General features: G+C 52.7%; 19 protein-coding genes. 7 read left to right on the top strand and 12 right to left on the bottom strand.

The window, feature by feature from the left end:
- The first annotated feature begins 4 nt into the window (after positions 1-4).
- Genes RAL91_RS10725 through RAL91_RS10710 form a run of 4 tightly spaced genes read left to right on the top strand, consistent with a single transcriptional unit; the run spans position 5 to position 4,460 of the window.
- Positions 5-781, top strand: a complete 777-nt coding sequence (locus tag RAL91_RS10725; RefSeq protein WP_306262095.1) for an ABC transporter permease — start codon at positions 5-7, stop codon at positions 779-781.
- On the top strand, positions 774-1,787 hold the full coding sequence (locus tag RAL91_RS10720; RefSeq protein ID WP_306262093.1) for an ABC transporter ATP-binding protein: 1,014 nt from the start codon (positions 774-776) through the stop codon (positions 1,785-1,787). Before RAL91_RS10725 ends, RAL91_RS10720 begins: the two co-directional genes overlap by 8 nt.
- Entirely contained in the window at positions 1,784-2,692 is a 909-nt protein-coding gene (locus RAL91_RS10715) for a nucleoside hydrolase (RefSeq protein ID WP_306262091.1), read from the top strand. Before RAL91_RS10720 ends, RAL91_RS10715 begins: the two co-directional genes overlap by 4 nt.
- Positions 2,682-4,460 (top strand): adenine deaminase, encoded by a 1,779-nt coding sequence (locus RAL91_RS10710; protein WP_306262089.1) that lies wholly within the window; start codon positions 2,682-2,684, stop codon positions 4,458-4,460. Before RAL91_RS10715 ends, RAL91_RS10710 begins: the two co-directional genes overlap by 11 nt.
- A gap of 55 nt (positions 4,461-4,515) precedes the next feature.
- Here the strand turns inward: RAL91_RS10710 and RAL91_RS10705 are convergent, their stop codons facing one another.
- The 6 genes from RAL91_RS10705 to RAL91_RS10680 form a co-directional block, all read right to left on the bottom strand.
- Positions 4,516-5,442 (bottom strand): ABC transporter permease, encoded by a 927-nt coding sequence (locus tag RAL91_RS10705; protein ID WP_306262087.1) that lies wholly within the window; start codon positions 5,440-5,442, stop codon positions 4,516-4,518.
- The gene (locus RAL91_RS10700) at positions 5,439-6,377 is read right to left on the bottom strand and encodes an ABC transporter permease (RefSeq protein WP_306262085.1); all 939 of its coding nucleotides are present in this window, start codon (positions 6,375-6,377) and stop codon (positions 5,439-5,441) included. The genes RAL91_RS10705 and RAL91_RS10700 overlap by 4 nt, the downstream gene beginning before the upstream one ends.
- Positions 6,377-7,840, bottom strand: coding sequence for a sugar ABC transporter ATP-binding protein (locus RAL91_RS10695; protein ID WP_306262083.1), 1,464 nt, complete (start codon positions 7,838-7,840; stop codon positions 6,377-6,379). The genes RAL91_RS10700 and RAL91_RS10695 overlap by 1 nt, the downstream gene beginning before the upstream one ends.
- 29 nt (positions 7,841-7,869) lie before the next feature.
- Positions 7,870-8,892, bottom strand: a complete 1,023-nt coding sequence (locus RAL91_RS10690; protein WP_306262081.1) for an ABC transporter substrate-binding protein — start codon at positions 8,890-8,892, stop codon at positions 7,870-7,872.
- A gap of 247 nt (positions 8,893-9,139) precedes the next feature.
- Positions 9,140-9,868 (bottom strand): response regulator transcription factor, encoded by a 729-nt coding sequence (locus tag RAL91_RS10685; protein ID WP_306262079.1) that lies wholly within the window; start codon positions 9,866-9,868, stop codon positions 9,140-9,142.
- Positions 9,868-11,118 (bottom strand): GAF domain-containing protein, encoded by a 1,251-nt coding sequence (locus RAL91_RS10680; protein WP_306262077.1) that lies wholly within the window; start codon positions 11,116-11,118, stop codon positions 9,868-9,870. Before RAL91_RS10680 ends, RAL91_RS10685 begins: the two co-directional genes overlap by 1 nt.
- A gap of 206 nt (positions 11,119-11,324) precedes the next feature.
- Between RAL91_RS10680 and RAL91_RS10675 the strand changes: the two genes are divergently transcribed.
- Positions 11,325-12,224: an SMP-30/gluconolactonase/LRE family protein gene (locus RAL91_RS10675; RefSeq protein ID WP_306262075.1), complete on the top strand. Its 900-nt coding sequence runs from the start codon at positions 11,325-11,327 to the stop codon at positions 12,222-12,224.
- Positions 12,225-12,430: 206 nt separating this feature from the next.
- Here the strand turns inward: RAL91_RS10675 and RAL91_RS10670 are convergent, their stop codons facing one another.
- The 6 genes from RAL91_RS10670 to RAL91_RS10645 all read right to left on the bottom strand — a co-directional run bounded on the left by RAL91_RS10670 (position 12,431) and on the right by RAL91_RS10645 (position 19,122).
- Entirely contained in the window at positions 12,431-13,822 is a 1,392-nt protein-coding gene (locus RAL91_RS10670; protein ID WP_371932505.1) for an aldehyde dehydrogenase family protein, read from the bottom strand.
- Complete coding sequence (locus RAL91_RS10665; RefSeq protein ID WP_306262071.1) at positions 13,819-15,483, bottom strand: acetolactate synthase large subunit; 1,665 nt, start codon at positions 15,481-15,483, stop codon at positions 13,819-13,821. Before RAL91_RS10665 ends, RAL91_RS10670 begins: the two co-directional genes overlap by 4 nt.
- Positions 15,484-15,533: 50 nt before the next feature.
- Positions 15,534-17,063 (bottom strand): FMN-binding glutamate synthase family protein, encoded by a 1,530-nt coding sequence (locus tag RAL91_RS10660; RefSeq protein WP_306262069.1) that lies wholly within the window; start codon positions 17,061-17,063, stop codon positions 15,534-15,536.
- Between the two features lie 69 nt (positions 17,064-17,132).
- Positions 17,133-17,678, bottom strand: coding sequence for a DUF6789 family protein (locus tag RAL91_RS10655; RefSeq protein ID WP_306262067.1), 546 nt, complete (start codon positions 17,676-17,678; stop codon positions 17,133-17,135).
- 572 nt (positions 17,679-18,250) lie between these two features.
- Entirely contained in the window at positions 18,251-18,553 is a 303-nt protein-coding gene (locus RAL91_RS10650) for an anti-sigma factor (RefSeq protein WP_306262065.1), read from the bottom strand.
- The gene (locus RAL91_RS10645; RefSeq protein WP_306262063.1) at positions 18,550-19,122 is read right to left on the bottom strand and encodes an RNA polymerase sigma factor; all 573 of its coding nucleotides are present in this window, start codon (positions 19,120-19,122) and stop codon (positions 18,550-18,552) included. Before RAL91_RS10645 ends, RAL91_RS10650 begins: the two co-directional genes overlap by 4 nt.
- A gap of 434 nt (positions 19,123-19,556) precedes the next feature.
- Here RAL91_RS10645 and RAL91_RS10640 point away from each other — a divergent pair, with 434 nt between their 5' ends.
- Complete coding sequence (locus tag RAL91_RS10640) at positions 19,557-20,588, top strand: LacI family DNA-binding transcriptional regulator (RefSeq protein WP_306262061.1); 1,032 nt, start codon at positions 19,557-19,559, stop codon at positions 20,586-20,588.
- Between the two features lie 152 nt (positions 20,589-20,740).
- The gene (locus RAL91_RS10635) at positions 20,741-20,947 is read left to right on the top strand and encodes a hypothetical protein (protein WP_306262059.1); all 207 of its coding nucleotides are present in this window, start codon (positions 20,741-20,743) and stop codon (positions 20,945-20,947) included.
- Positions 20,948-20,971: the final 24 nt, after the last annotated feature.

Genomic DNA, 20,971 nt, shown 5'->3' with positions numbered 1-20,971 from the left:
TTCCATGAGAAACCTCACAATCTGGGGCATCCTCGGCCTTACCCTGACCTTTCTGATCGGGCCATTCATCATCATCATTTTTGCCGGTGCGTCCGCTGGCGAAGCGCTGGCCTTTCCCCCCAATGGATTGTCACTGAAATGGTATTTCAAAGTTTTCACCATCGAGAGCTTCCGCGATAGTTTTTTACTATCAATGTTCCTGGCGATTTTCGGCACTTTGACAGCGTTGCTGCTGGGCATACCGGCGGCTTACGCGCTGAACCGCTATGATCTGCCGGGCAATGAGACCATCAGAACCATCGTCGCCGCGCCAATCATTGTGCCGGGCATCATCGTAGGTCTGGCGCTGTTGCGCTATTTGGTCATACCGCTTGATTTTACGGTTACAATGGCACTGTTCATGGCCCACACGGCCCTTGTACTGCCCTATGCCGTGCGGGTGGTTTCATCAAGCCTGAACAATCTGCGGGCTGATATGGAAGAAGCCGCCGTATTACTGGGATGCACAAGGTTGCAGGCTTTCATGAAAGTGGTGTTGCCGAACATTCGTGGCGGGGTTCTGGCAGCGTTCATTCTGGGATTTGTCACCAGTTTCAATCAGGTTCCTGTTTCGCTGTTCCTGTCCGGTCCGGGCGTGAAAACACTGCCCATCGACATGCTGGCTTATATGGAAATCACATATGATCCCTCTGTGGCGGCCTTGTCTGCACTGCTGGCTTTCATGTCTCTTGCCATTGTCTTCATCGCAGAACGTCTTTTGGGGTTTTCTCGTTATGTCTGATAAATATGTCCGCCTCTCCAATCTGACCCTGTCTTACGGAAAGACAATTGCTGTCCCGAACCTCAACCTTGACGTCGTGGAGGGTGAGTTGATCGCCCTGCTGGGGCCATCAGGATGCGGAAAAACAACCACCATGCGCGCCATAGCCGGTCTGTTGACGCCCACATCGGGTGCAATCGAGATCGACGGTCGTGACGTCACTCGGCTCGCGGCCAACAAACGCGGCATTGGTCTGGTGTTTCAGTCTTACGCATTGTTTCCCCATCTGAGCGCTTTTGAAAATGTCGCCTTTGGCCTGCGCCTGAAGAACATGGCTGATGCTGAAGTCCGATCCCGTACGGAGGCTGGCATGGCAACGGTTGGCCTGGCTGGTTTTGAAGCGCGTAAACCTGCTGAAATGTCGGGCGGCCAACAGCAACGTGTGGCACTGGCCCGGTCGCTGGTTATGGAACCCAAGGTTCTGCTGCTCGATGAGCCGCTTTCCAATCTAGACGCACGTTTGCGGTTGGAAATGCGAACTGAATTGCAACGCGTCCAGAAAGATACCGGGGTGACCATGGTGTTTGTGACCCATGATCAATCCGAGGCACTGGCTTTGGCAGACCGTATTGTGCTGATGAAGGATGGCAAGATCGAACAATTGGGCACACCAAGCCAGCTATACGCAGAACCAGCCACAGCATTTGCCGCAGAGTTTATGGGCTTTGAAAACATCTTTCGTGTAGAGGGTGAAAACCTCGTCTCCAACTCCGGGCAACTGCCATTGGGGTTTGAGGCACGTTCGCCCATGCTCGCATGGCGGCCAGGCGGCGTGCATGTCGGAAAGGGCCCGTTCAGCGGCCGCGTTGTTGCCAGCAGCTTTGCAGGAGGGCACCGCGAATATGTATTTGATTGCCAATTGGGCGAGATCAAAGCAGACGCCCCGATTGAAACAGCCGAGGTGCCACTGGGCCAGAGCATTGCCTTTGACCTTCCGCAATCCACAGCACGCCCCCTTCTCGCATGAGCGAGATTTGGGTCGATACGGATTTCGGGTTCGACGATCTTTGGGCCATGCTGCTGTTGCGCCATTTAGGTGTGCGCATCGCAGGCCTTTCATTGGTTGCTGGAAATGTGCCGCTCACCCAGGTGGTGTCCAACGCTCTGGGGGCACAGCAGGCCTACGGTCTGGAAGCTCCTATCTTTAAAGGGGCGGATCGCCCGCTCGTTCGCCCTCTGGAAACCGCCGAGCGCATTCTCGGGCCACGCGGAATGTTGAGCCGTGGCCAACATCTGCCTGACGTGGCTGGCAAACAGGACTTCCCCGATGCCGACAAAGGATTTCAGCAATGGCTTCACGCGGCAAGGCCCAAAGACAAGCGTGATATTCTGGCAATTGGGCCTTTGACAAATATTGCGCGCCTTATCAGCGCGGCGCCCGATCTGGCCCGGAAAATAACGCGCCTTATCTGGATGGGCGGGAGCAATGGGCCTGGAAACCATTCCGCAGAGGCTGAGTTCAACGCGCTTGCTGACCCGGAAGCTGCAGCGATTGTCGCGCAGGCTGGCCTAAATCTGGATGTGATTGATCTGACGCTTTGCCGCCAAGTGCGCTTTGGAACTGATGATCTGCCGAAATGTGATGATCTGACCTCTGATTTGCTGGGCGGCTATCTTGATATCGGGCTCTCTCGTGGGAACACCAGCATGGCGATATATGATCCGGTTGCCGCACTCGCCAGCCATCAAACAGAGGCATTCGCATTCATGCCATGCGCTATGAGCGTCTCGGTTGTTTCAGATGAAAGTTACGGAAAAACACTTTTTGAAAAAGATAGCAGCGGATCAACGCGCCTTGCAGTTGGCACAAACGTCGAAATTGCTCGGATATGCCTCACAGCACTCGCAGGTAAGGAAACCCATGTCGACTGATGAAGATCTCAACGACCCACCCCTTCGGTCCAATGCGGTCAAGGCTGCACGTGGCCTGCGCCCGTTCGATATGCTGGTGCGCAATGCTGTCGTGCTCGACATGGTCACCGGTCAAGAACGGCCTGCAGATATTGGTCTTGTGGGACCATTGATTGCCAGTGTTCATGCCCCTGACCCTGCCCGGGATGCAAAAGCGCAGATTGATGCGGGTGGCACCTATATCCTTCCGGGCTTCATTGACACACATATGCATGTCGAAAGCTCCATGGTCACCCCTGCGGAATATGCCAAAGCTGTGCTCCCGCGTGGCGTTACAACGGCGTTTTGGGACCCACATGAGCTGGCAAATGTCGCGGGGCTTGAGGGCGTGGAATATGCCTGTCGTGCCGCTCAAAACCTGCCAATGCGGCTCCTCCCGCTTGCGCCCACCTGCGTACCCTCTGCCCCCGGCTTTGAGATGAGCGGCGGTGATTTTGGGCCGGATGAAATTGCAAAGATGCTGGCGCGTGATGATATTCACGGTGCGGCGGAACTCATGACCATGCATCCTTTGCTGGATGGTGATCCTCGCGTGCAGGGCATCGTGGCCGCAGGTCTTGCCAGCGGCAAACGCGTCTGTGGCCATGGCCGTGGTTTAACCGGAGGCGATCTGGCGGCCTATGCCGCTGCCGGTGTCGAGACCGATCATGAATTAACGTCTGCCGTCGATCTTATGGCTCGGCTGGAAGCCGGATTCACCGTCGAACTACGCGGTTCTCACGAACATTTATTGCCAGAATTCGCAGAAGCCTTGCTCTCCCTTGGGCACCTGCCGCAAACGGTCACTCTTTGCACCGATGACGTGTTTCCTGATGATCTTCTTGTCAAAGGCGGTCTTGATCATGTGATCCGGATTCTGACTGCCAATGAGATGCCGCCTGCCTGGGTCTATCGTGCTGCAACCTTGAATGCCGCGAGCCGGACGGGCCGCTCCGATCTTGGTCTCGTGGCCCCTGGAAAGAGGGCTGATCTTGTGCTTGTCTCAAGTCTTGCTGACGTGTCTGCCACACATGTACTGGCCAATGGTCAACTGGTCGCCCAGTCCGGAAAGCTGCTTCATCCAGCGCGCACTGTTCCAAGTCCTTCCAGCATAACGCAAACCGTAAACACACAAGAATTCGCGCCAGCAGATTTTGAAATACCCGCCAAGGGCCCCTTGGCCCGGATCGCAACCCTCTCCAAACCGCGCTTTCCTGAATGGGGCGAGCGCCAGGTTGATGTGCAAGATGACAAGCTTGTGCTGCCTGATGACATGATCCGCATGGCGATCTGCAATCGTTACGGCCAAAACACGCCGACACGCGTTGCATTTCTGGAAAATTGGGGCAAATGGCGCGGTGCCTTTGCGACCACCGTTTCTCATGACAGCCACAATCTCACTGTCTTTGGACGCACGCCCGACGATATGGCCGCCGCAGCCAATGCGGTGCGACAAACACAAGGCGGCCTTGCCGTTGCCTGTGAGGGCAAAGTCATTGCAAATCTTGAACTGCCGATTGCCGGGCTTATCAGCGAAAGACCACTGCAGGATGTCGCCAGGGATTTTGCCAATCTGCGCGAAGCGCTCGACGGGCTTGTTGACTGGCAGCCGCCCTACCTCGTTTTCAAAGCCTTGTTTGGCGCATCACTGGTTTGCAATGCAGGGCCGCGGTTGAGTGATGTCGGGCTTGTTGACGTTTTTCAAAAACGCATTCTGGAGAGCTGTGTTCTGGAGGACGGGTTGGGATAGAATTTACCGCAGTGAAACGCTGCGGTAGCACCATCCAGACTTTGGCTTCATCGCCTTAACGCTTTTTGCCCGAAATCGCGATGACTGCCACAATGATGGTCCCGGTCAGAATGAGACGATATCCTGCGCTGAGGCCCAGCGTGTTCAGCATCGTCACCAGCAGGAACATGAAAAGCGCAGCGCCCCACAGGCCTGGCAGATTAGCGAAGCCACCTGCAACCGAGGTTCCGCCAATAACCACGACCGCGATGGACATGAGCAGATATTCCTCGCCCATGTTCAATGCCGCACCTCCGGAAAAACCAGCCAGAAAGTAGCCACAAATTGCAGCCAGGACAGCGCACATGACATAGGTCATAAAACGTGTGCGCTCGACCGGAATACCGGCAAGATGTGCAGCTTTGGAATTCTGGCCAACAGCCAGAATCGATCTGCCGAAATAGGTTCGGTGCAGGACGAAATGCATGAAGACCGTCAGCACCAGTACGGCGATGGCCAGCATCGGAACCACACCAATTTTTCCGGTCGCAAACTCGGCCAGTGCCTCAGGTGGTTTCACGCGCAAACCGCGATTGTACCAGATCGCCGTCGACAGATAGAGAAAGCTGGACGACAGGGTTGCGATGATCGGCGGGATGCGCAGCAGGATAATCAGCGCAAAATTGAAGGCACCAATGGTCAGCCCGATTGCAATGACAATCAGAAAACCCGGAATCAGCATGGCTTCAGAGCCATTCATCACTTTCATCGCGACGGTACTGGCCAGTGTCATACAGGCGGGTATCGACAGATCCACGTTGCCCGGACCAAGGGTCACGACAAACATCTGGCCGATGGCGACCAACACGAAAAACGTTCCGAAGGATGCAGCAGCGGTGAGGACTTCTGTCCCGGCGGACAGACCGGAAATGGAGGCAATCACCAACCAGATTGAGACGGTGCCAAGCCAGGCCCATATCCATGGTTTCTCGGTCAGGTTCATGAGCGCTTGTCCGATCTGTTGATCAGCATTCGCATGGCCAGAACAAGGATAAGGATCGCACCTTGTGCGCCAATCTGCCAGTCTGGATTGAGCCGCAGAAAGGACAGGAAGGACCCTGTCAACAACAATGTAACAGCGCCGATCACCGCTCCGATTGGCGACACACGCCCACCAACAAATTCACTACCACCCAGAATAGCCCCGGCAATACTGAGCAAGGTGTAACGCTCGGCGATATTGGCATCGGCAGAGGTCGTCAGGCCCACCAGCGCCATGCCGGACAGCACTCCGAAAAAGCCAGATATCGCATACATTGTGACCTTGACTTTCAGCAGTGACCACCCTGCCCGTTCCACTGACAATGGATTGCCACCAGCCCCGCGCAAGACAACTCCGGCAGCGGACTTCATCAAGCCGAAATGAACAACAATTCCAAGGACTACCACCGCAATGATGGGAAACGGAATCAAGGCAGGTTTCAAGGTCATCAGCGCCCGGATCCACTCCGGTGCCTTACCGCCCGGTGTCGGCAGAATGAGCACAGCAATGCCCACCCAGACAAAGGACATGCCAAGGGTCACGACAATGGATGGCAAGTTCCGCAGATGGATCAGCGCGCCCAGCGCCGCATAGGCCAATATGCAGCCTGCCAGAGCCAATACGCCCAGCACAGGTGTGTCGTACAACCATGTTGCTGTGATGCAGGCTGTCAGGCTGACGAAAGCGCCAAGTGATAGATCAAGATCATTGACACACAGGATGAACATCTGGGCGATGGTTGCCAGAGCAATTGGCACCGCAAGATTGAGCAGAAGATTCAACCCGAAATAACTCATGGTACGCGGCTGCAGATAAAAGATTGCGACCAGAATTGCCGCCAGTGATAAAGCGGGCAGCAATGTACGCATCATATTGGCTGTGATGTATCTGGACATCAGGCAGCCGTCGCTGGATCAAATGATGCATTCAGAATGCTGGCCTCAGTCACTTTGTGACTTGGCAATTCAGCCACAGCCTCGCCGTCGCGGAAGACATAAACATAATCGCAGTGTTTCAACTCATCCATTTCCGTGGTGTACCAGACGAATGTGCGCCCGTTTTCCGCTTCCTGTTTCAGGATTGCATAGACATCCTGCTTTGTGCCGATATCGACGCCGCGCATTGGGTCGTCCATCAGCACAATCTGTGCAGGAGAGCCAAGCGCACGTGCAAACAGAACCTTCTGCTGGTTGCCGCCCGAAAGCGACAGAATGTTGTTCGACAGATCGTCCGTACGAATACCAAGGCGCTCTTTCCATTCATTGGAAATACTGATTTCCTGCAATGGGTCGATGAGATAGCGCTGCACCATCATGCGCACCGAGGCTATTGAAATGTTTTTCTCAATTGACCAGCCGGGAAAAACACCTGCGGCCTGGCGGTCGCCGGCCACAAAAGCGGCAACATTATCAATGTTAACTGCATTGACCTTGCCATTTGATGCGTCAAATATCTGGATCAATTTTTCAGTTTGTCCCTGCCCGGCAATGCCTGCAAAGCCTACGATTTCACCCTGAAAAACGTTCAGCTCAATTCCGTTTTTTGCGGGAATTTGAATGACCCTGGCCGTGTTGGCGCGCGCAGTCTCGGCGCGCGTCTCTTCCGCATCTTCGGCCAGAACAGACCCCATTTCGCGCACCAGACGGTCGCGATCAAAATTTGATGTAGCATCATCTGCCACCATGGTGCCGTCGCGCATGACCACGATACGGTCGGATGTGCCCAGGACTTCCCTCAACATATGCGAGATCAGAATGACACTTCCGCCCTGTGCTGTGAATTTTTTCACGAAGGCCAGCAATTGATCTGCTGAAATCTTGTCGAGAGATGATGTGGGCTCGTCGAGTATGACCAGACGCACTTGTTCATCCAATGATGAAAAGGCACGGGATATCTCGACCATCTGGCGGCGGGCAATCGTCAGATCGCCGACCACATCATCGCCCTTGATGCCGTTGTCGGGGAAAATCTCATCCAGCCATTTGGTTATGAGCTCGGAGGCGCGTTTGCGCCAGCCGAAGCTGCGAATTTGGGGATGGGTGATACGGGCATTTTCCGCAACCGTCAGATTGGGACAAAGAGACAATTCCTGAAAGACACAGCGCAGACCAAACTGCTTGGCCTCGCTTACGCCATAGCGCGCCGTGATGGCGTGACCTGCAAAGCTTATCGTGCCTGTATCCGGCGACAACACGCCGGATAGTATGTTCATTAAGGTGGATTTTCCTGCTCCATTGTGGCCCACCAATCCGACGCATTCGCCGGGCTGGACCACAAGATGAGCGTCCTGGAGGGCGTTCACGGCACCGAAAGATTTTCCGACGCCGTGAACGTCTACGACTGGGAGGTCGTTGATCATTTAGTAAACCCTGTCAAACGAGACAGCAGTTACATTGCGCCGGCAATGACACCCTGCGCTTCTTCCTGAGAGTATTCCACATTGGCAACACCGCCAGCCTGTGTCGTCTCCAGGCTTGTTTCCAAAGTGTCCTGAGAGATCGACAGGAATGGAACAGTCAGGTCTTTAGGCACGTCCTTACCATCCAGAATTTGCTGGGCAACCCAGAATGCGAGTGTCGAAACACCCGGAGCAATGGACACTGACATGGTTTCATAACCATTCGCGTCTTTCTGCTCTTTCCACCAGGACAATTCATCATGACGGTTGCCCATTACGATGATCGGCATGTCACGACCAGCGGCTTTGAAAGCCTGCGAAGCACCATAGCCATCACCGCCCTGCGTCACGACACCTTTGATGTCGGACAGGCTTGGCAGAATGCCAGCAACAGCTTTTTGAGCCACATCCTGCGCCCAGTCACCATGGACCGAACCTTCGATGGAGAACTTCGCGTTTTCAGCTACACCTTCGTGGATGCCACCTGAAATCTCATCATCCACAAAGACGCCAGCAAGCCCTCTGATCTCCAGAAGATTGCCACCATCCGGCAGGCGTCCAGCGAGATACTCAACCTGGATTTTGCCCATCTGATGGAAATCAACGGCGATGCGCCATGCACATGGCTCAGTGACGATACCGTCAAATGAAACCACAACAAGACCCGCATCACAGGCCTCTTTCACAGCGCCATTCAGCCCTTCCGGTGAGGCTGCGTTGATGACAATTGCATCATAGCCCTGCAGAATGAGGTTCTGAATTTGAGCCGCCTGTTCGGTGACCTGATTTTCAGCCGTTGTGAAGGCATCAGCTGCGGCGACAACGCCGTCAGTTGCAGCCTGTCCGGCGACAGTTTCCCAGCTGGTCAGCATGGCCTGACGCCATGAATTACCAGCATAATTATTGGATAGAGCTATCTTTTTGTCGGTAGTATCTGCAAAAGCAGGCACTGCGACAGAACTAAGAAGGCAGGCAAGCGCTGCACCAGCGACAGTTACTTTGGTAAATTTCATATTTTCCTCCGTTGACAAAAACTTGAGCCGTTTTCGGCTTCTTGATTTTTAGCGATATTCTAACGCACCACGGCTTTGCGTGGCCTCAACCCCGGCTCTAGACATGTGTTACCCGGTCGGGAAGCTAAGCTTACCCTAATGAAATATCCTCGGACAAGCCCAACAGTCTGCGTGGTTCAGGCGATTTCAACTTCGTATATGCACCGCCAAACTTGCGGGTCTCCGCAAGTCTCAGGCGCAGGCAAATCTAGAGTCCGACCTTATCAAGCCACGCCTTGTAGCGCTCCTCGTCAATCGCGAGCCCTTCAGCGTTCAGCAATCCGCGCGCCACCGCCACTGCGACAGCCCTTGTTCGGGAGTTAAAGGCAGGGCCGATTTCCTTTGTAATTGGGGTGGGATCAATGCCCATTTTATCATATAGGCTTTTGAGACGACTCTGGACGCCACGGGTGGAAATGGACCTGCGGGCAGCGATCGCCTTATCGGTCATGCCCAACGCAATATCACGCAGAACTTCAAATTCTGCATCACTCAGACCTTCATGTATGTTCTGGCTGCGTTGCTGAACGCCGCGCACTTCCCGATCAACAACGCATTGATCTTCCTGAAACACACCCTGAACCGCCAATTCGAGCCGGTGTTCGGAGGCCGTTTTCAGCAAATATCCATACACGGCATCGGCTGGCACAATGCGGGAGATGCCACGAACATAGGCTTCATCAGCATAGTTGGACCAGAACAGAATGCGCATTGTGGGGTTGTGATGCCAAATGCCGCTGGCCGCAGCCACGCCGCTGGCTTTCGGCATCTGCAAATCCATCACCACGCCGCCAATGGTCTCACGCTTTACACAATCCAGTGCCTCTTCCCCATCAACCGCCTCAAAGATTTCTTCACAATCCGGCAGCGCCCTGGAGACAATTGTCCGCAGAAATGACCGGTGGAACGGGTCGTCTTCAGCAATAAGTAAATTCATCAGGAGGCCTCCGTTAGAAGCTGCGGTACAGGATTTACGCTATATGATCCGGGCACTGTCAAACGGATGACCGTCAGACCGTCCATGCGTTCAAAGGAAATTTTTCCAGAGATCAGGGCAGCGCGCACGCGCATGTTGTCAATGCCCCGTGTCGATTGCGCCCAGTTGACCGGTGGCTTGACACCATCATTGGAAATCGAGACATCGATACTGTCGCCATTTTTGACAATGGCAACGTTCAAATTGCGGCAATGGCCATGGTAAACGGCATTATTCACCGCCTCCTGACAGACACGAAAAACGGATGTGCGCAGCATTTCCGGCGCGTGGTCCAGCGCACCTTCTGTTTCATCACTCACCGAATAAGCGATCTTTGGGACAATGCCCTCTACCGTCTGCGCCAGCTGCGCCTCGATGGCCTGTTGCAATCCAAACAGGTCCAGTACACCTGGCTTTGCGTTCTCGATAATCCGGCGCAACTCCCCCATGCATTGCCCAATTGCATCGCCGATGCCCGCAATTTCCGCGGCGGTTACTTTGCTGCGCCGTGAAAGCGTGGTCATCTGCCGATAGATGCGGGACAGATCACCCAATGTTTGATCATGCAACTCCATTCCCAGGCGCTTGCGCTGATATTCCATTCCTTCCGTGAGCCGCAGAGCGCCTGACCGTAGCGTTTCTTCCCGCCCGCGTGCAGACCCTTCTGACAAGGCCAGTTTTCGTGCGCGTTCTCCCATGGAAAGCGCATAGAAATAGGGTGAAATCAAATCTGCAATGTTCTTTGCGGCGGCCAGATCGTCTTCATCATAGGCATTTTTCTTGTGCCTTGAAATGTTCAGGGACCCATGAATTTTGCCATGAACCAGCAGTGGCACATGGATTCTGGAATGCAGGTCCGCTTCAAAAATCGGTGCTGAAAAATGACCCGTGATGTGGAAGCTCGGATCTTCCCACGCATCGCCTGACAGGATGTAATCCAGATCACCGGTGAGCAAGTCCCGGATCGGACTTTCCATGATTGGCCGGGACTCATCATCATCGCCCCATTTGGTTGCAACGCCAACCTCGACCGACACATGGCAATCGGTATTGTCTGGAGAGATGATGACCACGTCCATGTGGTCGTAAGGCACTATGTTCTGCACTTCTCCGGCGATCTGATGCAGCACAGCTTTAAAGTCCATCTGCCCGGCCACAGCACGGGAAATGGCCAGGTAATGGTCCAGAGTGTGGTCGACCCGTGTTTGCATCTATCAACTCCGATTTGCTGCAGTGTAGGGCATGGCTCACCCAAGAGGAAAGTCGCCGGGTTCTGCTATCAGCTTCAGTTTTCCGCGCTGCCAACCACGGATTTCCGCATCCATTGTGTGCATATGCGCAGGATATGTTGCCACGCGCACCTTGTTTTGTAGCGCATTCAGATTTATCCGGTTGGGATATAATATAGGGGGAGTCTATGTCAGATCACTTAGTTATTCATGATCCACGGTTCAAAGACCTGATCAAAGCGGATGCACCACTGGAAAAGATTCACAGCGGATTTGTGTGGGCTGAAGGTCCCGTTTATTTCCCTCACGGCGATTATTATCTGTGGAGTGATATTCCCAACCATCTGGTCATGCAATGGACCGAAGGTTGTGGTGCCCGCGTTTATGATAACGAGTCCAATTACTGCAATGGTCATACACGCGATCTTGAAGGACGGCTTGTTTCCTGTGAGCATTTGACGCGGCGCGTTACCCGCACCGAACATGATGGCAGTCTGACGGTGCTTGCCGACAGCCATGACGGAAAGCGACTGAATTCACCCAACGACGTTGTCATCAAATCTGACGGCTCAATCTGGTTCACTGATCCGCCTTACGGGATCATCAGTGATCATGAGGGCAAAATCGCCCCCCAGGAACAGGGCGGGTGCTACGTGTTCCGTGTTGATCCGAAGACGTTTGAGACCACAATTGTTGTTGATGATTTTGTAAAGCCAAACGGTCTGGCATTCTCACCAGACGAGAGTGTTCTTTATATCGCGGATTCCGGCCGCTCGCATGATCCGGACGGCCCACACCATATTCGTGCGTTTCACTGTGATGGCTCTGCGTTAACCGGCGGAGACGTGCTGATCGATATTGAAAAAGGTGTGCCGGATGGTATGCGCATTGATGTGGATGGCAATATCTGGACCAGCAGCGCCATTGGCGTTGAGTGTTTTAATCCGCAGGGGGTGGCCCTTGGCTCAATTCTTGTGCCTGAAGTTGCAGCAAATCTGACCTTTGGCGGACGCAGCGGCAGCCAGATGATGATTACGGCGACAACATCTGTCTACACGATTGATGTTGCGATGCGCGGTGTGAACTGAGCTGGCCAAGGCTGGCAGTACGGGCAAAGTTGAGCTTGGACGCAAGCCCATTGATGATTGCTTCTTACAACATCTAATCTAATCGGCCCAATTGTCTTATCATATCTCCTGCCAGTTTTCCTGAATTTGGCATCCTGGATGTCATGCAGCCAATGCCTTGTATCTATACCAATTGCAGCTTCCAAGCCCATCGCGGATAACATCGCTCAGAGGTTGATCACGGCCATCTTTTCTTGCGTCATGTCTTGCATTGTGTAGCCGATACCGCCCGTGCCGTATCCCGATTGCTTGCGCCCAGCGAATGGCATCCAGTCAACGCGAAATGCCGTATGATCGTTAACCATCACGGCGGTCGCATTCAGTTGCTGGACTGCCTGCATCGCCATATCAAGGTTTTGAGAATACACCGCCGCTTGAAACGCAAATGGTAAGGCGTTTGCCTGCCGCACCGCAGCGCTGACCGTGTCATATTCGTAGACGCACACGACGGGGCCAAAAATCTCCTGGCATGAGACTTTGGCTTTGTGCGGCGGACGTAGCAGGATCGTTGGAGCGTAGGTTGTCCGACTCAACTTCTCGCCACCAGTTACGACGCTCGCACCCGCTTCTTTGGCCTCAGTCACCCATTGGGCCACGCGATCCACCTCAGGTGGTCGGATCAATGGACCAGCGTTGGTGTCCTCCTCGATAGCGTTACCTACGACAAGTTTCGACGCGGCATCAGCCAACAAGCCAGCAATGTCATCGGCGATATCCTTCGGTGCAAAGACACGCTGAACTGACACACAGACCTGACCGGAATGATAGAACCCTCCCTTCACAAGGTCAGGGATCATCGCATCGATATCGGCACTGCTGTCGACAATTACTGGCGCGGCACCTCCATGTTCCAACGCGCAGCGCGTGCCTGGCGCAACCTTTGAGCGCAGCATCCAACCTACCTTGCCAGAACCAATGAAACTAAAGAATGCAACCCGTGGATCAATAACCATCTGTTCGGCAGTCGGAATATCGCAGGGCACAAAGCGGCACCATTCTTCTGGCAGGCCCGCCTCGTACAGGATATCGACGAAGGTCTTGCATGACAGTGGCGTGTCATCCGCTGGTTTAATAAGGACCGGACAGCCCGTTGCAACGGCGGGTGCAACCTGATGCACGATCAGGTTCAGCGGATGGTTGAAGGCCGAAATTGCAACTACGGGTCCGATTGGTTCCCGCTGGGTGAAGGCAAGGCGGCCTGCGCCGGCCTGCGTCCAATCCATCGGGATTTGTTTGCCAGCCAAGCTTGCCATTTCACCGATACACAAACCGACCCCGTCGATTGCACGGATGACTTCGATGCGAGCATCCACCAAAGGCTTGCCGCCCTCATTTGCGATTTGAAAAGCCAGTTCTTCAGTACGAGCTTGCATGAGGTCGCCCGTTTTCCTGAGGATGTCGATCCTCTGATGCGCAGGCAGCCAGTTTCTTTGGTTCGCATGAAGTTGAACCGCATTTGTCAGATATCCATCAATCTCTTCCCATTGTTTCAGTGGCACCGCGCCGATAGCCTTAAGGTCAAACGGATTCACAACTTCCAAGGTTTTTGGAGTGCTCATAGCAGGCACGCTTTTGCCGCAAGTTCATCGATCAAAACCTTTTGGTTTTCGGAATAATCAACAGGCAAATCGATCACATGGACGCCACCAGCCTTGAACGCCGCCTCAAATGTCGGGATCAGATCATCAGCAGCCTCAATCCGGTGACCCGTCGCGCCGTAGCTTTCCGCATATTTCACAAAATCAGGGTTGCCGAATTCCAGCCCCCAATCCTCAAACCCTGATGCCGTTTGTTTCCAGCGGATCATTCCATAGGAACTGTCGTTCAGCACAGTAACAACGAGATTTAATTTCAAACGGATTGCAGTCTCAAGTTCCTGACTGTTCATCATGAAGCCACCGTCACCGCAAATCGCCATAACACGTCGTTCAGAATACAAGAATGCGGCTGCCATGGCTGACGGTAGGCCCGCCCCCATCGTGGCAAGGGCGTTATCCAAAAGCACGGTGTTGGGCTCATACGCTTTATAGTTTCGGGCATACCAAAGTTTGTAAATTCCGTTATCGAGTGCGATGATGTCCCCGTCGCCCATCGCCTTACGTGTATCCGCGACGAAGCGCTGTGGCGTGACAGGAAAACGGGAATCATCAACCCCCTCCGCTAGGTGTTTTTCGACCTCGGCCTTGATGATCTTGAAATATGAAATGTCAAAATCCAACGTATCATCCAGCGTATCGCGAAGCTTTTTCACTGATGATGCAAGATCGCCAACCACCTCGACTTGCGGAAAATAGACTTGGTCGACTTGCGCAGACTTATAATTGACGTGAATGACTTTTTTACCGCCCGCCTCCATGAAAAAGGGTGGTTTTTCTACGACATCATGTCCAAAATTAATGATCAAATCAGATCGATCGATGGCGCAATGTAAATAATCATTGTCAGACAAAGCCGCTGTACCAAGGAACAATTCAGACCGCTCGTCCACGACGCCCTTACCCATTTGGGTAACAAAGAAAGGGATACCCGTAGTGTCAATAAAGTCTGAGATTGCGCTGCGTGCATCTTTACGGTTTGCACCCGCACCCAACAGAACCAACGGCATCTTTGCCTTCTTAATCAAGTCCACCGCATCTGCGATAACTGCATCGCCTGCTTCAGCATAATAACGTGTGTGAGGCGCAATGACGGGAACATCGCAGCACTCTTCGGCAATATCCTCTGGAAGTTCAAGCAAGACTGCACCGGGGCGTTCTTCGCCTGCCAACCGAAATGCCTCGCGCACAAGAGCGGGGATCGCATTGCCATGAACAATTTGTTTGGACATTTTGCAAATGGGCTCGAAAAGACTGACGATATCAATGATCTGGAACTGGCCCTGCTTCGACGTTTTGATTGGTTTTTGGCCCGTTATCATTATCAACGGAAAACCACCGAGATGTGCGTAGGCTGCGGGCGTTGCGAGATTGGTCGCACCGGGCCCAAGGGTCGCCATACAGACGCCTGGCTTGCCCGTCAGGCGCCCATAGGTCGCCGCCATAAAACCGGCGCCTTGTTCATGGCGCGTCAAGATCAAATCGATGCTGGAGGTTCTCAACGATTCCACGAGATCAAGGTTTTCTTCACCCGGAACTGCAAAAATCTGCTCGACGCCTTCGGCTTCCAAGGCTTTGACGAACAGATCGGAAGCCTTGATGGTCTGGGGTTTTTGATCAGTCATATTCGGGTGGTCCTTTGGTTACAGCCTGTCGGCTCGCTGCTTCGCTTAGCCTATTCAGCGGCGGTTTTGGGCGCGTACTCAGGCAAGATGTCCTTATATGGATAACGCTCGTCCATAGGGACAGATATTCCATCTGGCAGCACAATACGTACATGCTTACGCTTTAGTAGCCGTGGTCTGCCGACCCCGCACGAGTGGGATATCATTTCGACCTCGTGCACAAGATTCTTGCAGAAATTAGCAACCTTGACCGACTTTGATGCCGGGTCCAGCCCCCTCTGCAACCGTTTATTGTGGGTCGTGATCCCTGTCGGACAGGTGTTTTTGTTGCATTTCAGCGATTGAATACAGCCCAGCGAGAACATGAAGCCGCGCGCGGAATTGATGAAGTCCGCACCCGTCGCCAGGGCCCATGCGACTTCCGAAGGTGTAACCAGCTTACCTGATGCAATAACTTTGATCCGCTCCCGCAGTCCGTATTCCGTCAGGATATCAACCACAAGCGGCAAGGACTCCCTGACGACCAGCCCCACATTGTCCATCAGCGGCATCGGTGCTGCACCCGTGCCACCATCGCCACTGTCGACCGTTATGAAATCAGGCGCGGACTGAATACCACGACTGTGAATTTCAATCGCCAGATCGGACAACCAGCCATAACTTCCTACGACGGCCTTAAAGCCGACAGGTTTCCCCGTGACATCGCGGATATGGTTGATCATATCGAGCATAGACGCCGCATCTTTGATTTCAGGATGGCGGTTTGGCGATATCGAATCCTCGCCTTCCGGGATACCACGAATTTCGGCAATCTGGGCCGTAACTTTCATGCCGGGTAATATACCACCCTTGCCGGGCTTGGCGCCTTGGCTCATCTTGAGCTCAAACATTTTAACCTGTTCATGCGCTGCGATCTCACGCAGTTTGTCATCACATAGAATGCCGCTATCGTCGCGTACACCGTATTTGGCAGTGCCAATCTGGAAGATGATATCAGCGCCCCCTTCAAGGAGATACGGCGACAGTCCGCCTTCGCCAGTGTTCATCCAGCATCCGGCCATCTTTGCACCAGCGGACAGGGCTTTGACGGCAGGTGTCGACAATGCGCCGTAACTCATCGCCGAGATGTTGAAAAATGAATGCGCGTCGTAGGGCTTGGCGCATCCCGCTCCAATCCGCAAAGGCTGAACCTTTATCGCATCGTCGTCCAAGGTTGGAAAAGGGCAGTTCACGAAAATCGCTGTACCTGGAACAGTCAGAACCTTACTGGATCCGAACGCCAAGGTGTTATCGTCATCCTTTGCGGCCCGCCCAATCCAATCGCGTTCAGCACGATTAAATGGCATTTCTTCGCGGTCCATAGCAAAGAAGTATTGGCGAAAAAACTCACCAAGTGTCGTGAAAAATGATCGAAACCGACCCACCACTGGGTAATTCCTGCGCACAACGTCCTTGTTTTGTGTGATGTCGATGAAGAACATCACGACAATGGCCAACACACCAAGCCCTATCAAAAAGATAAATGCGGTCGTGAAGAGATATAAATTGGTCATTATCAAGTCGTCAAAATAACGTCTCATCGCGCGAAGTCTCCAGTATGTGATGGGGTCCACACCGACGCAAACGAAACGCCGGCGCAGGTGCGATGATTAGATGGTGGCGTTCAGCTTCCGAAATACAAAACCTAAAACTGCCCCGAAGACGACGTGCAATATCAAGGTCATTACGGGCACCATCATTCCGATATTCATGCCAAAGACACCATTTCCTGCAAGCGGCATAAAAAAGATCATCATCCCAAGCCATGCGACCACACCAAATGCGATCCCGGCCACAATATCTGAGGCGGGAAGCATTGACCGCACTTGGGAAAAACCAACGCCGAAAACGGCTCCAAGTGCGATATGCGCGATCCAACCCAACGCCATAGATGCGGGCAGCCCAAATTTTGCCAAGACTGCGACCCAGTCAGCAATCACGTTGAATTGCGGCATGATGCCCATGATCGATTTCATGATCATCAAAACCGATAATACCGCCGTTGCGGCCAATCCCGCCAATGCTCCGTTCTTCATATTTCCGTCCTTTTTTAAGTTCTGTTTTCGAGATTTCCATATATTCATGCGAAAATATTTGATGCGCCGAATTGGTGAATGGTTACAAATAAAGTGAAAAATTCTTTCATCACCTGTCATTGGTGATGACAGGACGCGCCGAATTCTCGATGTCTCGGGTTTTGGAGAACGAGTGCATCTGTGATGTCTTGTTCCCATACCACCGCTCAAGTGGTGCGGCACTCAGGCCATGCAAAAGTGCGCTAATCCAGACCGCGTAGATCGCAATATGCAAGATCTGGTCTGCGTACTCATGTGTAATCTGTTCGACGATCAGCAGGCGAATAACGCACTCGCAAGGCTGCGCGGATCAAACCAGCCAAAGAATATGCAGGTCAGCACGGATGCATCGGTTCCCACTAACGCAATGAAGATCGCCAAGGGACGAACCACAAAATGCTAATCCAGGGACGAACGCAGAGAAAAAACCATTCCCACCTGTTAGAGTAGCACTCAGTTAGGCAACGCCAACAAGGTCAATGCCCGGCACTTTCATACAAATCCGATGTCAAATTGGTGGCTTTGCGCGTAAGAACCTACGGCCGACGGACGCCCCAACCGCCTCCCCGACAAGGGGACCTGGCAAAAGTTGAATGCAACGGCTGCCGAATTGGTTACACAATCACATGTGCTACACTAAAGGGATGCGCGCCCTAAGGCTGTTTGGCGGCAAGAATTGCTTGAACAAGGTCTTCGGGTACTTCGGCCAAGCCCGCCTTATCCGCATCGGACATCTCGCTCACGGCATCCATCGCACGCTGATACGCCTCAAGATAGCGTTTGCATTCACGGCAAACCATCAGGTGCAGCAGGAAAATCCTGCGCTGAATTGGGGGCAGTTCGTCGTCCAGATATGCTAGGATAAAGTCCTCGAATTGCACGCAAGTAATCATTCCGGGCAATTTGAACATGACACCGTGAATCTTGCGTCGCATCGTATCTATTCGGCTGGTCAAAACGCCCCCCCTAAAAACAATGGTTCAAGCCCTTTTTTTAGGGCTGCGCGCGCGCGATGCAATCGTACTTTTATGTTCGCCTCGCTAAGATCCAAAATTAAAGCGACCTGGGCAGTTGTCATCTCTTCAATGTCTCGCAACTGTAAAACGATTCGATATCCGTCTGGCAATTCCGCGATCAATCGGCGTACTTCAAGGCTGGTTTGCTTTGTAGTCAATATTGTCTCACCGGTCTCACGCGTGATCGATCCGTCCGCGATCCGACAACCATTTTTGTCAAACACGGGCAACATCGCCTCGATAATGATTTCCGCACGCTGTTTGTTTTTACGCAAAAGCATCAGTGCTTCGTTTACGACAATTCGGTGCATCCAGGTCTTTAACGTTGAGCGACCTTCAAATTGGCCAAGCCCTTGATGAATTTTGATAAATGCGTATTGCGCCGCATCTTCGGCCAGTGCAGCGTCGTTTAGAATACCCTCCGCCAAACGCAGGATCCACGTAAGGTTATCACGCACCAGGGCTTCAAAAGCTTCATCACTTACGACCTTTGAGGCGGAGGGCTGCATATCGCTTGCATCTCGGTTTGAGTCTTGCGTGTCATCTCTATGTGGACCTGAACTTTTGCAAGGTCCCGGCAGCATAACCCATTTCAATGCTCCAGTCTGAGGTATTGTTGAAAGTCAAAGTCTAAACGCTTGATCTCTGATTTTTTCATTATGTTCCGCCGAAAGCAGACATTTGCTGCCTTGCCGAAGTTTGAGGGGTGGCTCAAAGCGGGAATGGGTTCCACTTTGTCGGATAGATATTTCCCAAGTTATTTAGCCACAAAGACAAAGGTCTGTATCAAAAATACAGCCGCTTCTGGATTTCACATCCACTCATTCGTGGTTTGGTGCGCGAACCAGGTAACAGGCTGGGCAAAAACGGCTGTTCTTGCAGAAAAACCTCAATGCAATTATTGCAGGTGGGATAGTAAGCTTCAGATCACCGGGATTAGCTCATGCAAAAGACGCGCAAAAAGACGCGGCCAGGACAAACTGATATCGCGAAAACCCTTGGCGTATCTGTCAGCACGGTATCGCGCGCCCTGGCGGGATCTCCCCTTATCAAGGACAGTGTTAAACAACAGGTCCGCGACACCGCTGTCAAAATTGGCTACCGCTTCAAAGAAGCGCAGGATTTTGAAGGGTTTGAACGAATCGCCGTTCTGACTTCTCTGGATGCTTTTCGCGATACGCGCTCCTCAATGTATAATAGTCTGCTGGAAGGCATTCGCACGGAGGCCTCGCGCTACGGTGGAGAGTTCTCCATTACCATTGCAAAATCCCGAACGCCCATTCCTGACGCCATCGACAAAAAACTCGGCCCCAAATGCGGGTGTATTTTTCTGGGCGTTACGCCAGACGCTGCAACGGCGCAAAATCTGGTCGATAGAGGCATTCCGGCAATCGTCTGTAATGGTTTGGACGAGGAACTCATTCTGGATTCCATCAGTCCGGCCAACTACCAGGGTTCAGCTATCATGGCACGTCACCTGTTGGAATTGGGCCACAGGAAGTTCCTGTATGTGGCAGGCACTGATCGGGCAACCTTGCGGCTTCGCTATTTGGGTTTTGAGAAATATATCGAACGACATGGCGATAGTTCGGGAACCGGAATCCTCTCAATATTTGAGGAATGGGCAGACCAATCAAAAGAAAAAAACGAGCGTTTCGAACACTGGATCAAGACGGAACGGGGCGACGCCACTGCATTGTGCTGTTTCAATGATGGCGCGGCTGTGTGGGCGATAGAACGTCTTCAATCCATGGGTCTTTCTGTACCCGATGACATTTCAGTTGTCGGCTTTGACGATTTGCCAATTGCGGAAATTTCAGATCCGGAATTGACGACATTTCACATCGACTGGACACAGATAGGACTTCAAACCGTGCAAATTTTGCACAAACGTATGATTTCACCACTTTCAGCACCCGAAATTATGCAAATTTCCGGAAAATTGATTGCCAGAAACAGCTCTGCGCACGTCTAGTAAACCGATTTAAACCCATATTTTCCGCCAAAAATAATCAGAAAATGCCTAACTCTTTCACAAGAGCTCCTAATTTCTGCAAAAATTTCTATATTGCAAAAAAATTTTTATAGTCTGTTTTCAGTTGGCTTCAATCAGTTGGAGGCTGAAAGTTGACATTTATCGCGATTCTTATGCCTCAAAAGGTGTTTGACGCCCAAATGAGCGGCTGCCAATTGGAGCAATTGCGCGATCTGACTGCAGCTGGCAGCTACTTTCACGCCACGACCATTGAAGGCCTGTTAAGCCACCCATGGGCTCAAAAAATTGATGTTCTGATGACCGGCTGGTCAACACCAAAATTGACCAATGATCTGTAGGACGCGTGTCCATCGCTCAAATTG

This window comes from Pararhizobium sp. IMCC21322 (assembly GCF_030758295.1).
GTDB lineage: Bacteria > Pseudomonadota > Alphaproteobacteria > Rhizobiales.
The sequence above is the reverse complement of the archived record's forward strand: the minus strand, read 5'-3'. Positions and strand labels throughout refer to the sequence as shown.

Excerpts from the sequence above, each read along its gene's own strand:
- RAL91_RS10640 (WP_306262061.1), top strand. The coding sequence starts at position 19,557 with ATGCAAAAGACGCGCAAAAAGACGCGGCCAGGACAAACTGATATCGCG.
- RAL91_RS10665 (WP_306262071.1), bottom strand. The coding sequence starts at position 15,483 with ATGACTGATCAAAAACCCCAGACCATCAAGGCTTCCGATCTGTTCGTC.
- RAL91_RS10700 (WP_306262085.1), bottom strand. The coding sequence starts at position 6,377 with ATGTCCAGATACATCACAGCCAATATGATGCGTACATTGCTGCCCGCT.
- RAL91_RS10680 (WP_306262077.1), bottom strand. The coding sequence starts at position 11,118 with ATGCAAACACGGGTCGACCACACTCTGGACCATTACCTGGCCATTTCC.
- RAL91_RS10725 (WP_306262095.1), top strand. The coding sequence starts at position 5 with ATGAGAAACCTCACAATCTGGGGCATCCTCGGCCTTACCCTGACCTTT.
- RAL91_RS10660 (WP_306262069.1), bottom strand. The coding sequence starts at position 17,063 with ATGAGACGTTATTTTGACGACTTGATAATGACCAATTTATATCTCTTC.
- RAL91_RS10720 (WP_306262093.1), top strand. The coding sequence starts at position 774 with ATGTCTGATAAATATGTCCGCCTCTCCAATCTGACCCTGTCTTACGGA.
- RAL91_RS10690 (WP_306262081.1), bottom strand. The coding sequence starts at position 8,892 with ATGAAATTTACCAAAGTAACTGTCGCTGGTGCAGCGCTTGCCTGCCTT.
- RAL91_RS10685 (WP_306262079.1), bottom strand. The coding sequence starts at position 9,868 with ATGAATTTACTTATTGCTGAAGACGACCCGTTCCACCGGTCATTTCTG.
- RAL91_RS10710 (WP_306262089.1), top strand. The coding sequence starts at position 2,682 with ATGTCGACTGATGAAGATCTCAACGACCCACCCCTTCGGTCCAATGCG.
- RAL91_RS10675 (WP_306262075.1), top strand. The coding sequence starts at position 11,325 with ATGTCAGATCACTTAGTTATTCATGATCCACGGTTCAAAGACCTGATC.
- RAL91_RS10715 (WP_306262091.1), top strand. The coding sequence starts at position 1,784 with ATGAGCGAGATTTGGGTCGATACGGATTTCGGGTTCGACGATCTTTGG.
- RAL91_RS10705 (WP_306262087.1), bottom strand. The coding sequence starts at position 5,442 with ATGAACCTGACCGAGAAACCATGGATATGGGCCTGGCTTGGCACCGTC.
- RAL91_RS10670 (WP_371932505.1), bottom strand. The coding sequence starts at position 13,822 with ATGAGCACTCCAAAAACCTTGGAAGTTGTGAATCCGTTTGACCTTAAG.
- RAL91_RS10655 (WP_306262067.1), bottom strand. The coding sequence starts at position 17,678 with ATGACAGGTGATGAAAGAATTTTTCACTTTATTTGTAACCATTCACCA.
- RAL91_RS10645 (WP_306262063.1), bottom strand. The coding sequence starts at position 19,122 with ATGCAGCCCTCCGCCTCAAAGGTCGTAAGTGATGAAGCTTTTGAAGCC.
- RAL91_RS10695 (WP_306262083.1), bottom strand. The coding sequence starts at position 7,840 with ATGATCAACGACCTCCCAGTCGTAGACGTTCACGGCGTCGGAAAATCT.